The 12,696-nt window shown below is 65.8% G+C and carries 13 protein-coding genes; 6 read left to right on the top strand and 7 right to left on the bottom strand.

Annotated elements, in window-relative coordinates:
• Window positions 1-18 precede the first annotated feature (18 nt).
• Complete coding sequence (gene tenA / locus HLH28_RS06595; protein WP_182956403.1) at window positions 19-723, top strand: thiaminase II; 705 nt, start codon at window positions 19-21, stop codon at window positions 721-723.
• On the opposite strand, the gene HLH28_RS06590 is transcribed toward tenA, so the two are convergent.
• From HLH28_RS06590 to aroB, 3 genes are all read right to left on the bottom strand, one after another.
• The gene (locus HLH28_RS06590; RefSeq protein ID WP_182956400.1) at window positions 639-1,202 is read right to left on the bottom strand and encodes a GtrA family protein; all 564 of its coding nucleotides are present in this window, start codon (window positions 1,200-1,202) and stop codon (window positions 639-641) included. The genes tenA and HLH28_RS06590 overlap by 85 nt on opposite strands.
• A gap of 189 nt (window positions 1,203-1,391) precedes the next feature.
• Window positions 1,392-2,516 carry an OmpA family protein gene (locus HLH28_RS06585; protein WP_182956397.1) on the bottom strand — a complete coding sequence of 375 codons (1,125 nt, stop codon included), beginning with the start codon at window positions 2,514-2,516 and terminating at the stop codon, window positions 1,392-1,394.
• A gap of 311 nt (window positions 2,517-2,827) precedes the next feature.
• Window positions 2,828-4,588: a 3-dehydroquinate synthase gene (gene aroB, locus HLH28_RS06580; protein ID WP_182956394.1), complete on the bottom strand. Its 1,761-nt coding sequence runs from the start codon at window positions 4,586-4,588 to the stop codon at window positions 2,828-2,830.
• A gap of 104 nt (window positions 4,589-4,692) precedes the next feature.
• Here aroB and HLH28_RS06575 point away from each other — a divergent pair, with 104 nt between their 5' ends.
• From HLH28_RS06575 to HLH28_RS06565, 3 genes are all read left to right on the top strand, one after another.
• Window positions 4,693-4,836, top strand: coding sequence for a hypothetical protein (locus HLH28_RS06575; protein WP_182956391.1), 144 nt, complete (start codon window positions 4,693-4,695; stop codon window positions 4,834-4,836).
• Window positions 4,833-5,759: a tyrosine recombinase gene (locus HLH28_RS06570; protein ID WP_182956388.1), complete on the top strand. Its 927-nt coding sequence runs from the start codon at window positions 4,833-4,835 to the stop codon at window positions 5,757-5,759. Before HLH28_RS06575 ends, HLH28_RS06570 begins: the two co-directional genes overlap by 4 nt.
• Before the next feature lie 82 nt (window positions 5,760-5,841).
• Window positions 5,842-6,798, top strand: a complete 957-nt coding sequence (locus tag HLH28_RS06565) for an acetyl-CoA carboxylase carboxyltransferase subunit alpha (RefSeq protein WP_182956880.1) — start codon at window positions 5,842-5,844, stop codon at window positions 6,796-6,798.
• Between the two features lie 163 nt (window positions 6,799-6,961).
• Here HLH28_RS06565 and HLH28_RS06560 read toward each other — a convergent pair whose 3' ends face one another.
• A complete protein-coding gene (locus tag HLH28_RS06560; RefSeq protein ID WP_182956384.1) occupies window positions 6,962-7,717 on the bottom strand; it encodes a competence/damage-inducible protein A in 756 nt (251 codons plus the stop codon).
• 74 nt (window positions 7,718-7,791) lie between these two features.
• Between HLH28_RS06560 and HLH28_RS06555 the strand changes: the two genes are divergently transcribed.
• On the top strand, window positions 7,792-8,700 hold the full coding sequence (locus tag HLH28_RS06555) for an SMP-30/gluconolactonase/LRE family protein (RefSeq protein ID WP_182956877.1): 909 nt from the start codon (window positions 7,792-7,794) through the stop codon (window positions 8,698-8,700).
• Window positions 8,701-8,738: 38 nt separating this feature from the next.
• On the opposite strand, the gene mutT is transcribed toward HLH28_RS06555, so the two are convergent.
• The 3 genes from mutT to HLH28_RS06540 all read right to left on the bottom strand — a co-directional run bounded on the left by mutT (window position 8,739) and on the right by HLH28_RS06540 (window position 11,993).
• Complete coding sequence (mutT, locus tag HLH28_RS18235; protein WP_182956381.1) at window positions 8,739-9,752, bottom strand: 8-oxo-dGTP diphosphatase MutT; 1,014 nt, start codon at window positions 9,750-9,752, stop codon at window positions 8,739-8,741.
• A gap of 16 nt (window positions 9,753-9,768) precedes the next feature.
• Entirely contained in the window at window positions 9,769-10,854 is a 1,086-nt protein-coding gene (locus tag HLH28_RS06545; protein ID WP_182956378.1) for an aromatic ring-hydroxylating oxygenase subunit alpha, read from the bottom strand.
• A gap of 266 nt (window positions 10,855-11,120) precedes the next feature.
• Window positions 11,121-11,993, bottom strand: a complete 873-nt coding sequence (locus tag HLH28_RS06540) for an ATP-binding protein (protein ID WP_182956374.1) — start codon at window positions 11,991-11,993, stop codon at window positions 11,121-11,123.
• 147 nt (window positions 11,994-12,140) lie between these two features.
• Here HLH28_RS06540 and yajC point away from each other — a divergent pair, with 147 nt between their 5' ends.
• Window positions 12,141-12,521 (top strand): preprotein translocase subunit YajC, encoded by a 381-nt coding sequence (gene yajC / locus HLH28_RS06535; protein ID WP_182956371.1) that lies wholly within the window; start codon window positions 12,141-12,143, stop codon window positions 12,519-12,521.
• Window positions 12,522-12,696: the final 175 nt, after the last annotated feature.

Genomic DNA, 12,696 nt, shown 5'->3' with positions numbered 1-12,696 from the left:
ATATGGAGGAAGACGATCATGACATGGACGGCGGAACGGCATTGGCCCGTACTGGCACAGGGGCTGGCGGGCCGGCTGCGGCGCGACAGCGCCGGGGACTGGGACCGGTTCATTCATCACCCCTTCGTGCGCAGCCTGGCGGACGGCACCCTGCCGGAGGAGGAGTTCCGGCGCTTCCTGGTGCAGGATTACCTGTATCTGATCCAGTATGCACGCGCCTATGCCCTGGCCATCTACAAGGGCGCCACCCTGGAGGACATGCGCAGCGCCTCGGCCATCGTGACCGGACTGCTGGATACCGAACTGGCGCTGCATATCGCCTATTGCGCGTCGTGGGGCCTGACCGAGGCCGACATGCAGGGCCAGCCGGAATCGCTGGAACTGCTCGCCTATACGCGCTTCATCCTCGATCGGGCACAGACCGGCGACCTGCTGGACCTGATCGTGACGTTGGCGCCGTGCCTGATCGGATATGGCGAGATCGGCGCGCGATTGCATGCCGACCCCGCGACCCGGCGCGAGGGCAATCCCTACTGGCCGTGGATCGCGCTTTATAGCGGTGAAAAATTCACCGGCTTCGTCGAGGCCGGAATCCGCACCCTGGATACGCTGGGCGCGCGTTACGGGGCGGACGCCCGCTATCCGATGCTGCTATCCGAATTTCGCACGTCCGTCAGGCTGGAGGCGGCGTTCTGGCTGGCGGGACAGTCCGGCCCGCTGTGATACGGTGCCAGGTCGGTGGCCTGGTGGCGAAACACCAGGCGCCGGCTGAGGTTGAAATTGGCGAACATCCCCGCAAGCGAGCCTGCCGCCAACGCCAGAAAGGGTATGGCCCGGCACAGCGGCACCGTTACGAACAGGGTAAAGACCGTGCCCCGGTTCAGGGCGAACCCGCAGGAATTCGCCATCAGGAACCGGAACCACTGGACCAGCGTCCCGTCCGCGTGCCGCACGTGGCGGAACGTCCAGTGCCGGTTCATCAGCCAGTTCATCGTCGCGGCGACGAAATAGGCCACCAGCGTCGCCCCCGCCAGCCCCAGGATCGGACGGCTGGCATAGAGCGTCAGGGTATCCCACATCAGGCCGAAGCCACCCACGATTCCGAATTTCAGGAACTGGGCGATGCGCGTTCGCGAATCCGGTGACGCGATCGCGCGGGGCACCGGTTCGCTTGCGACATGGCTGGATGGAGGGTCGGACAAGACGGGAACCCTGCTGATGTGGAACGGAACCGAGAAGCTGCTTTCAGGATGGGTCTGCCGACGATTCGACGCCCGCGCGACATACCCGTTTTCAAACGCAGTCTGTTAACGACACGAGAATTATGGACAAAAAAAGGGGACGCCCGAAGGCATCCCCTTTTTTTCGTTCCCGAACGGGCGCGACGGAGATCAGTGCAGGATGATCTCGACGCGACGGTTCTGCGGCTCGCGGGTGTTGGGACCCGTCGGGACCAGCGGATGCTGCTCGCCATAGCCATGGATGTCGATCGCGTTGGCCGGCACGCCGTCACGGATCAGTTCGGCCTTCACGCTCTGGGCGCGGCGGACGGACAGACCCATGTTGTACTTCTCACCACGCGCGCCCGGATGGGCGGCGGAGTTGTCGGTGTAGCCGTTGACCTCGATGCGGGTCGTCTGGACGTGGGTGGAAGCCTGGGCGGCCTCGGCCACGATTTCACGCGCGCGGGCCGTCAGGTCCGAACGATCCCAGTCGAAGAACACCAGGTAGGTACGGGCCGGCGTCGGGGCGGGCGGCACGACAACCGGGGCCGGCGGCGGCGGCGGCGGGGCCGTGTTGAACGCGTAACGCAGACCCAGGATGAACTGGTGGTTGAAGCGGTCGTCGAAGTTCACGTTGCCCGTGCGACGGCCACCCGCGCCATACGACGTCTGGTTGTAGGAGCCCGAGCTGAACGTCTGGCCGATCATGCGGTACTGGGCCGTGATCTGCAGGCCGGGGACGTTCGGGACGTCATAGGCCGCACCGACGATGCCCTGGTAGGCAAAGCCACCGTTCGTGCCGCCCAGGCGGGTCGTGGCGCCGTTCACGTAGTTCGTGGTGGTCGGGTTGTAATGCTGCCACAGATAACCGGCACCGACACCGACGAACGGCGTGATGGGTACATCCACCCCGAACTGCTTCAGGTCGATGTCGTACAGGACGTTGACAAGCCCGCCATAGGACTGGTCGCTGCCGTTGGTCGAACCGGGCGTGGCGGTGCCGCCACGGTGGTTGATCTGCGAATAGTTGTAGACGCCCTCGACCTCGGCGCGCAGGCCGTTGCCGAAGCCCCAGCCGACGGCGCCGAAGCCGGTGTAGCCGTCATGGTGGCGCAGCGTCGACGAGCTGGACTGTCCAGCCACCGGATCGTTGGAGAAGTGGCCATGCTGGCTCTGCACCAGGTTGTAGCCGGCGCCCAGATCCACATACGGACCAGTAATGATGGTGGCGTTTGCGGCGACAGGTGCAGCTGCCATCAGCGTGGTGGCGAGTAATGCCGTGCGGAGACGCATTATTTTCGTCCTCTTGATCATCCGTTCGAGCGACCGTCAAACCATAGACGGTCAGCCTCAGCGTGATGCTTAACCCCCTATAGATCTTTCGGTTCCGGATTAGGAACCCATCCGTTGGCAGAGCAGCCATTACCATTATGCTGCGTGTTGAAAAAGCAACAGTTTGTTCCGGGACGATTATGGATCGGAAGAGGTCCGTTTCGCCTCCGATACCTCGAAACCCGAACGATTGGGGGAACGAGTATTGCGGAGATGTCGCATGGCGTGAAGTAATGAAGACACATGTGTTCCAGCCGCCACAGGGAGGCGTGCTAAGGAGCACACGATTCCGTGATCAGAACCTCCCGGACAAGGTCGTCGGGGACGTCGCGGCAGGTGAATGCGTGCCCGATCCCGCGGGCCAGGACGAAGGACAGGCGTCCGTCGCGCATCTTCTTGTCCCGCTGCATGTGTCCGATCAATGTTTCGGCCGAAAACACATGTCCAAGGTCGGATATCCGCGCAGGCATGCCCAGCCGGTCCAGATGAGTGGTGATACGGTCGAGGTCGGCCTGGGTACAGAACCCCATGCGGACCGAGGTCAGGAAGGCCAGGCGCAGGCCGATCGATACCGCTTCGCCATGCAGCAGGCGTCCGTCATAGCCCAGCTCGGCCTCCAGCGCGTGACCGAACGTGTGGCCCAGGTTCAGAAGGGCGCGGCCGTCGGACTTCTTTTCCTCGCGTTCGTCATCTCCGACGATTCGGGCCTTGAAGGCGCAGGCCAGGCGGACGGCCTCGGCCTGGGTGTCGGGGTCGCCGTCCAGGACCGCCTGTCCATGGGCCTCGCACCAATCGAACAGGGCGGCGTCGCCGATCAGGCCGGCCTTGACGATTTCTGCATAGCCCGCGCGGATTTCGCGCAGCGGCAGGGTCGCCAGGGCCGACGTATCGGCCAGGACCGCGACGGGCTGGTGGAAAGCACCCAGCAGATTCTTGCCGAACGGGGTATTGATGCCCGTCTTGCCGCCCACGGACGAATCGACCTGCGACAGCAGGGTGGTCGGGATCTGCGCGAACGGCAGACCGCGCAGGGTCGTCGCCGCCGCGAATCCGGCCAGGTCGCCGACCACGCCGCCGCCCAGGGCGATGACCGTGGTTCCGCGTTCCACCGCCAGCTCCAGCAGGGTGTTCGTCACGCGTTCGTATTCCGTAATCGTCTTCGATCCCTCGCCGGGGGGGACGGTGATCGTGTCGGCGTGAATCCCGGCTTCGGCCAGTCCCTCCAGCAGGCGGGGAAGGTGCAGACCCGCGACGGTGTCGTCCGTGACGATCACCACGCGCTTCTGCCGCAGGACGGGGGTCAGAAGCATGCCGGCATGCCGGATAAGGTCCGCACCGATGGTGACGTCGTACTGCCAGCGTTCCAGCCTGACCGGGACGATCCGCGGCTGCTGCGCCAGGGTCAGGGCGCTGATGACGTTGCCGGCGCTTTGGTCCACGTTCTCGTCTCCACAATCCACGATAAGGTCGGCTTCGGCATAGACCGGATGCCGGATTTCCATGAGTCCGGCGAGAATTTCGCGCGGGTTGCCCTGGTTCAGCAGGGGGCGATGGGTGCGCCCCTGCACGCGACGGACCAGGACTGGCAGGTCGCAGCGCAGCCACACCGACGTCGCGTGCTCGCGGATGACGGCGCGGGTGGCGGGGTCCATGAAGGCGCCCCCGCCGGTCGCCAGGACCAGCGGATGACCGTCGAGGATCCGCCGGATGACCCGCTGCTCGCCCTTGCGGAATTCCGCCTCGCCATAATTGGCGAACAGGTCGGCGATGGAGCAGCCGGCCGCGCGCTCGATCTCCACGTCCGCGTCGACGAAAGGCATGCCCAGCCTCTGCGCGACCCTGCGCCCGATCGTCGTCTTGCCGGCCCCCATCAGGCCCACCAGGACGATGCTGCGCCGGGTCGGGCCCTCGGCGCGATGCTGGTCGGCATGTTCCACCGCATCCAGATCAATCGGGAAGAACGGATCATCCCTGCCGTCGAGGGGGGGGGCGGCAGGCAAACGTGGGGCAGGCGGGTCGATCGGGCGTGACATGATCGTCAACCTAACATACAGCGAAGGCGGCAAGCCATGTCGGTTCGTGGACGAATGGTTCCGGCCGCAGGCGGAGAGCGTGTTTCGCGTTATGAGGGGCCGTCATGCAGCGCATCCTATTGGTTCTTCTGGGCGTCGTCGTCCTTGTGATGGCGGGGGGATTCGTCTCCATGGGCGCGTTCCCGCCGCCCGCCCCGGTTCAGCCGGTCCACAAGGACGTTCCGTCGGATCGTTTCGCCCATCCGTGAGCGGCGCGCACGCCGAAGCGTTTCTCGAGATGTTGGCCGCCGAACGGGGCGCCGCGCCGAATACGCTGAAGGCCTATGCGCGGGATCTGGACGATTTCGCCGCGCATGCGCGCCTGGGCGGCCGGGGCATCCATGACGCAGATCCCGGCCTGCTGCGGGATTATATGGCGGGTCTGGCCCGCGGGGGCCTGTCGCCCAGGACCCAGGCCCGGCGCCTGTCCTGCCTGAAGCAGTTTCATCTGTTCCTGGCGCGCGAAGGGGTAAGGCCGGACAATCCGGCCGACCTGCTCGACGCCCCCCGCCTTGCCCCCCCCCTGCCACGTTTCCTGTCCGAATCGGAGGTCGAGGCCCTGTTGGCGGCCTGCGCGCCCGGAACGGATTCGGGAATGCCCGAAGCGCGCCGATGGCTGGTCGCCCGCGCGGCGCTGGAGATGCTCTACGCCTCCGGCCTGCGGATTTCCGAATTGCTGGCCCTGCCGCGTCGCAGTCTGGCGGGGGCGGCGCAGATGCTGCTGGTGCGCGGCAAGGGGGGACGGGAACGAGTCGTGCCGCTGTCCGCCGCCGCCCGCGGAGCGGCCGAGGCGCTGGCCGCCCACGACCGGGCGCTGGGCAGTCCCTACCTGTTTCCCGGCCGCGATCCCCGTCGGCCGCTGACCCGTCAGGGATTCGACCGGATCCTGCACGATGTCGGGCTGCGCGCCGGCCTGGATCCCGAACGGCTGTCGCCCCACGTGCTGCGCCACTCCTTCGCGACGCACATGCTGGCCCGCGGCGCCGACCTGCGGGCGCTGCAGGTCCTGCTGGGCCACGCGGACATCGCGACCACCCAGATCTATACCCATGTGCTGGCCGAACGGTTGCGTCAGGCGATGGAGGCGCACCATCCGCTGGGTCGGGCCGCATCCGGGAAAGAAACGGCGTGATTTATCGGTAAAACCCGTTCCGGGGGGCGCTTTCCCTGCGGAAGGTGCTTGGCAGGAAATGTGGCTGTGCTATCCGCACGGCATGCGCCAGTTTCTAGATTTCGAAAAGTCGGTCGCCGAGCTTGAGAACAAGATCGACGAGCTTCGCAAGATGTCCGGGCCCGACGGAATCAACATCGCCGAGGAAATCGCCCGGCTGACCGACAAGTCGGACAAGCAGCTTCGTGCGGCCTACGCCAAGCTGACCCCATGGCAGAAGGTGCAGGTCGCCCGCCATGCCCAGCGCCCGCACGCGGTGGATTACATCCATGCGCTGGTGAACGATTTCACGCCGCTGGCCGGCGACCGCCTGTTCGCCGAGGACAAGGCCGTGATCGGCGGTATCGGGCGGTTCGGCGACCAACCGGTCGTCGTGATCGGGACCGAGCGCGGCTCGGACCTGGAAACCCGTCTGCAGCATAATTTCGGCATGGCCCGGCCCGAGGGCTATCGCAAGGCCCAGCGCCTGATGAAGCTGGCGGTCCGGTTCGGCATGCCGATCCTGACCTTCATCGACACGTCCGGCGCATGGCCCGGGATCGATGCCGAGGCGCGCGGCCAGGCCGAGGCCATCGCCCGTTCCATCGATGTCTGTCTGTCCGCGCCCGTCCCGGTGATCGCCACCGTGATCGGCGAGGGCGGTTCCGGCGGTGCGGTGGCGCTGGGGGCCGGCGACCGGGTCATGATGCTGGAGCATGCGATCTACTCGGTCATTTCGCCCGAGGCCTGTGCGTCGATCCTGTGGCGCGATCCCAAGCAGGCGACGAGCGCCGCCGATGCGCTGAAGCTGACGGCCCAGGACCTGCTGCAACTGGGCCTGATCGACCGTATCATCCCCGAACCGCTGGGTGGGGCGCAGCGCGATCCGGCGGCGGCGATCCGATCGGTCGGCGATGCGATCGCGGCCGACCTTCCCGCGCTTCTGGCGCGCGAACCCGCCGTGCTGGTCGCCCAGCGGCGGGAGAAATTCCTGGCCATGGGACGCGACGGACTGACCTGAGAGGGTCTGGTTTAAAAATCGCCCTGCTGACGATCCGACGATCGTTGCCTGCGCGTCGGTATCCCCGGCCGAAAAGGCCGCTTCGCGAATTCTTGGTCAACGGAACGAATTTTCGACCAGCTTTCGAGACCGCGCGCGATCTGCCTATCCGGCTGTCCTGCCGTCAGGCGGGCGGCTCGCCCTCGACCGGCGTGAAGCCCAGGGTTTCGATCAGGTCGTGGACCGCGCCGGCTGCCTGGCGTACGATGTCGGGGTCCAGACCCTTGCTTACCAGGGCGACGCCGCGCCGTCCGTCGGGACGGCGGAACGGGTAGGACCCGAGATCGACCTGCCCGTACTGCGACTGGATGTTCGACAGCCCGTCGGCCAGTGTGCCTTCGTACAGGCCCAGCGCGTACCAGCTGATGGACGTGACGGGCGTGCCGCGTTTCAGGCCTGGTGCCAGTTCCTCGAACATCGCGCGCATGATGCGTGGAACACCGGCCATCACATGCACATTGCCGATGCTGAAGCCCGGGGCGACCGACACCGGATTGCGGATCGGCACGGCGCCTTCGGGCAGCGTCGCCATGCGCTGCCGGGCGGCGTTGAATTCGCCGGGGGAAAAATGGGCCTCCAGCAGGCGGAATGATTCGGGATGGATCGTCCATGGCACGCCGAACGCCTCGGCGATGCAAGGCGCGGTAATGTCGTCGTGGGTCGGCCCGATACCGCCGGTGGTAAAGACATGGTCGAACCGCGCCCGGACGTCGCACACGGTATTTATGATGGTATCGCGGATATCGGGGATCACCCGGACTTCCATCAGGGAAATGCCGAGCTCTGCCAGGCGGCGGGCGATATATTGTACGTTCACGTCCTGGGTACGGCCCGAAAGAATTTCGTTGCCGATCACCAGGATGCAGGCTGTCGGGTTCATGAACGGATTCCACATTTGCGCTAGAATCGCATTATGACCCTGAAGGACCGTCCGGGCCAGAGAGGAGAGCCATGATGTTGAAGGGACCGATCTGCGGCGCACCGCGCTGCGTGTGGGATCTGCGCGCCACCTTGGGCGAGGGCCCGGTTTGGGCCGAAGCCGAGCAGGCCCTGTATTTCGTCGATATCGTCGGCCGGGCGATCCATCGCTATCGTCCCGAAAGCGGCGAGACGACAAGCTGGGCCGCGCCCGACCGGCCCGGCTTCCTGGTGCCGTCGAACGACGGCACGTTCCTGTGCGGGCTGAAGGACGGGCTTCACCGTTTCGACCCCGCCAGCGGCCGGTTCAGCCTCGATACGCTGGTCGAACCCGAACTGCCGGGAAACCGGATCAACGACGGACATGTCGATGGTGCCGGCCGCCTGTGGTTCGGCACGATGCACGATGCCGAAACCGACCCGACAGGCTCGCTTTATTCCGTGACGCAAAGGGAAGACGGCCTGCATGTCCATCGCGAGGACGAAGGCTATATCGTCAGCAACGGTCCGGCGCTCTCGCCGGACGGACGGACCTTGTACCACAACCATTCGCCGGCGCAGATCGTCTATGCCTTCGATGTGGGGGCCGGCGGTGCGCTGTCGAATCGTCGTGTCTTCGCCACCCTGGACGATGGCTATCCGGACGGAATCGCGGTCGACAGCGCCGGATTCCTGTGGATCGGCGTATGGGGCGGCGGACGGATCGAGCGACTGGCGCCGGACGGGACGACGCTCGACCCGATTCCGCTGCCGGCGCGGCATGTGACGAAGGTCGCGTTCGGCGGTCCGGATTACCGCACCGTCTTCGTCACGACCGCGCGCAACGGCCTGTCGCTGGACCAGCTCCGGGCCGAACCGCTGACCGGCGGGCTGTTCTCCTTCGGCAGCAGCATTCCCGGGCAGCGGCAGGCGGTCTTTCCCCTGGCCCGATCGATCGTCCTTTAGGGGCGCAGGGGAAGACGCGTTCCGTCGCGTGCCGCCGATCAGATCAGGTCGCGCAGCAGGGGGATCAGCGGCAGGTCGGCCTCGGGCATCGGGTAGTCCGACAGGGCCTCTGCCCGGACCCAGGCCAGGGTCTGCCCCTCGCGCGGGCGGGGCGCGTTCTTCCACCGCCGACAGACATAGACGGGCATCAGAAGGTGGAAATGCCCGTAATCATGCGAAACGAACGTATAGGGCGCAAGGCACGACCGTGCGACGTCCAGCCCCAGTTCCTCGTCCAGTTCGCGGACCAGCGCGGCCTCGGGCGTCTCGCCGGGTTCGACCTTGCCGCCGGGAAACTCCCATAGTCCGGCCATCGGCTTGCCTTCCGGCCGCCGGGCCAGCAGGATCCGGCCGTCGGTATCGATCAACGCCACCGCCGCGACCAGCACGATTTTTTTCTGTCCTGCCGGATCATGATCGGCGGGTTTCGCGGGGGCATCCGCCAACAGGTCGGCACGGGTCGCCTCGAATAGCAGAACCGGATGCTCCCCACCGCGAGAGACGAACTCCTGCCGCCCGGTTCCGGATTCGCGAAAACCGATCCGGCGCAAAACGGCGATCGAGGCCGGATTGTCATGGGCGACCGCTGCCGCCATCCGTTCGATCGGCAGGTTGGCCAGGGCCCATCGCGCGATCCGCCCCACCGTGGTGGTGGCGACCTTGCGATTCCAGTACGGCCGTCCGATCCAGTATCCGACCGTGCCGGATCGCGTCACCGGATCGATCTGCACCCCGATGCAGCCGATCAGCGATTCGGGGGCGTCCGAATCGGGATGGGTGATCGCGAAATGATACGCTGCCCCTCGCCGCGACAGATCCTGGGTCGAGGCGATCCATTCATCCGTCAGGCCGCGCGGATAGGGAAACGGCACCCGACTGAGCATGCGGATGACGCTCCAGTCGTTGACCAGGCGATGCATCGCGCCGGCGTCCGACGGCAGCAACGCCCGCAGCCGATAGGGGCCGGCCTCCAGCGCCGGGGTGGCCCAGCCGCTTTCCATCTCGATCGTCATGCGGGCAGGGCGGGGTTCAGGGTCCGACCCCCGCAGGGATGCCGCAGCGCGCCAGCAATGCGCGCAGATTCTGGATCACCGGGAAGACTTCCTGGTTGTGGTCGCCGCCCAGTTCGTTCCATGCCGCCTGTTCCAGTTCCACGATCTCGCGGTCCTCGCGGAAAATCCGCTCGGTGAACGCGACCAGGAACGGCCACGCGGCATCCAGCAGGCCGGGGATCTTCGGGCGTTTGATCGACAGCAGACCGAATACCCGGTTCGTCAGTTCCTCGGCATCCTGGGGTACGTAGACGATCCACAGGTCCATGACCGGATCCTCGCCCTCGGACTGGATCTTCAGGGTCTGGTAAGGGTACTCGGTGCGGATCGTCATGACGTCGCGATGGGCGTATTTCGCGCTGTTGTCGCGCTTCTGCCCGAACACCAGGGCCTCGCCGATCGGCTGCTTGCCGCCGGTGCGGGCGAAGGTGTAGCGCGCCTCGATCATGCCGGGGCCGCTGTCCTGTCCCAGGAAGCGCGGCTTCATCTGGCCCATCTGCTTCATGTGCATGAACTGATGGTTCATATCCATCAGGTTCTCATGCATGAAGCTGTAATGGCATTTGACGTGCCGGCCGAACCGGCGGGTCTTGTAGGCCGCATTCGCGGTCTGGGCCAGGCGGGGCAGGGGCGTGGACTCGGCCTTCGCAGCGTCGCCGGGGAAGACGAAGATCAGGCCGTCCTGTTCGCGGCAGGGATAGGTCCGCACGCCGTTGGGCAGCTTGCCCTTGCCCAGGTAAGGCACGTCGATGCAGCGTCCCGACCGGCCATAGGCCCAGCCGTGATAGCAGCATTGGACCGACTGCCCAGTCACCTGCCCCTTGCTGAGGGGAACCTGGCGATGGGCGCAGCGGTCTTCCAGTGCGAAGACGTCACCCTCCTTCGGCCGGATCAGCGCGATCGGCTGGCCGGCATAGCGGACGCCGATGGTCTTGCCGGGCTTCAGTTCACGTGACCAGGCCACGGGATACCAGAAATCGGGATTGGAGCGGATCCGGCGGAGGTCCCCTGCGGGGGTCAGTCCGGAAGGAGGCATGCTGTCCGTCGAAAGGATCTGGTTCATCGTCTCTCTTGTATTCAGGCCTTCGCAGCCGTCATGTCGTGGCCTGATGGGCTTGGACCAGCAGACCACAGGCGTCGGGACTGTGTCGACAACACATCGTATTAAAGGGCGATCCCTGTCGATTGCACAATTTTTTCATTTCATTGCTGGACGGGCGTCGCAGGACGGCGGCGCCGGGCCGAAAGTCCTGCCACCATCCAGCTTGAAGGGCCAGCTTGAACGCGGAATGTCCCCGTCGGCCTTGATCCGTATCAATGATCCGCCGGTCACGACCGGGGGGACAACTCGGCGGTCAGGTTCTCGATGAACTGGAAGGCGACGCGGCCGGACCGGCCGCCGCGCGCGACGGACCAGGCATTGGCCCGTTGCGCCAGTTCGGCGTCGTCGACCAGCAGGTGACGCGCGCGGGCATAGGCCCGGACCATGTCCAGGAACACGTCCTGGGGACAGTTATGAAAGCCGATCCACAGTCCGAACCGGTCCGAGAGCGAGACCTTTTCCTCCACCGCCTCGGAGGGGTTGATGGCGGTCGATCGTTCGTTGTCGATCATGTCGCGCGGCATCAGGTGCCGGCGATTCGATGTTGCGTAGAACAGGACGTTGTCCGGCCGGCCGGAAATGCCGCCGTCCAGAACGGATTTCAGCGCCTTGTAATCCGCATCCTCGCTTTCGAAGGACAGATCGTCGCAGAAGACGACGAAACGGCGCGGACTGGTGCGCAGCAGGGCCAGCAGGTCGGGCAGCGTGGCCAGGTCCTCGCGCTGGATCTCGATCAGGACCAGGCGCCCCTGGCCGGGCGGCGCCGGTTGCCCGTCGACCAGGTTGGCGCGCGCATGGGCGGCCTTGACCAGCGACGACTTGCCCATCCCGCGCGCGCCCCACAGCATGGCGTTGTTGGCCGGCAGCCCGCGCGCGAAATGCAGCGTGTTGTCCAGGACCAGCTTGCATTGCATGGCCACGCCCTGCAGGAGGTCGATATCGACATGCGCGACGTGCTGGACCGGGGTCAGGCGGCCCAGGGCGGGATGCCAGACGAAGGCGTCGGCGGCATCCAGGCCCGCCAGCGTGGGGGGCGGGGGCGACAGCCGTTCCAGCGCGGCGGCGATCCGGTCGAGGGCGGGCAGCAGGTCGGAATCCATCGTCGGTCCTGTTCCAAGGCGGTGTCATGGGCCCGGAGCGCGGCGGGCCGATGCGAAAGCGAACCGACGCCTTGACGGGAAACAGGCGAAAACTATGGTCCACCTCCGCAGCCCGCAACCCAATAATGACCGCCGGAACCGCACCACATGACCCTTTTTTCCGACTTCCTGATCACACCGGCCTACGCCCAGACCGCAGGAGGCGAGGGCGGATTTCTGAGCGCCGGCGGACTGATGACGGTCCTGCCCTATGTCGCGATGTTCGTTATCTTCTATTTCATCCTGATCCGGCCGCAGCAGCAGAAGCAGAAGCAGCTTCGCGCCCAGCTTTCGGCCCTGCGACGGGGCGACCGGGTGCTGACGGCCGGCGGGATCATCGCCGTCGTCCAGAAGGTCCGCGACGATTCGAATGAGGTCGAGGTCGAGATCGCACCGAACGTGCGCGTCACCGTCCTGCGCGAGACGATCGGGTCGGTCGTCAGCAGCAGCGCCAAGCCTGCAAACGACACCGGCGCCAAGGCCGGCTGACACCCGTCTCGCCGATCCCGGAGAGTTGATAGACGCCCGGCCACCGCCCGACAGGGACGATGGCCGGGCGTCTTGCGTTCCCGGGCCCGGAAAACGGGCAAAACCCGCGTTGGATGGTTTATAACCCATAATATGGGTTATAGATCCGTATATTGAGTTTTCCATGGATTTCCCC

The organism is Gluconacetobacter tumulisoli (assembly GCF_014174155.1).
Lineage (GTDB): Bacteria > Pseudomonadota > Alphaproteobacteria > Acetobacterales > Acetobacteraceae > Gluconacetobacter > Gluconacetobacter tumulisoli.
Note: the sequence above shows the minus strand (reverse complement) of the source record. Positions and strands in the feature narration are given on the sequence as shown.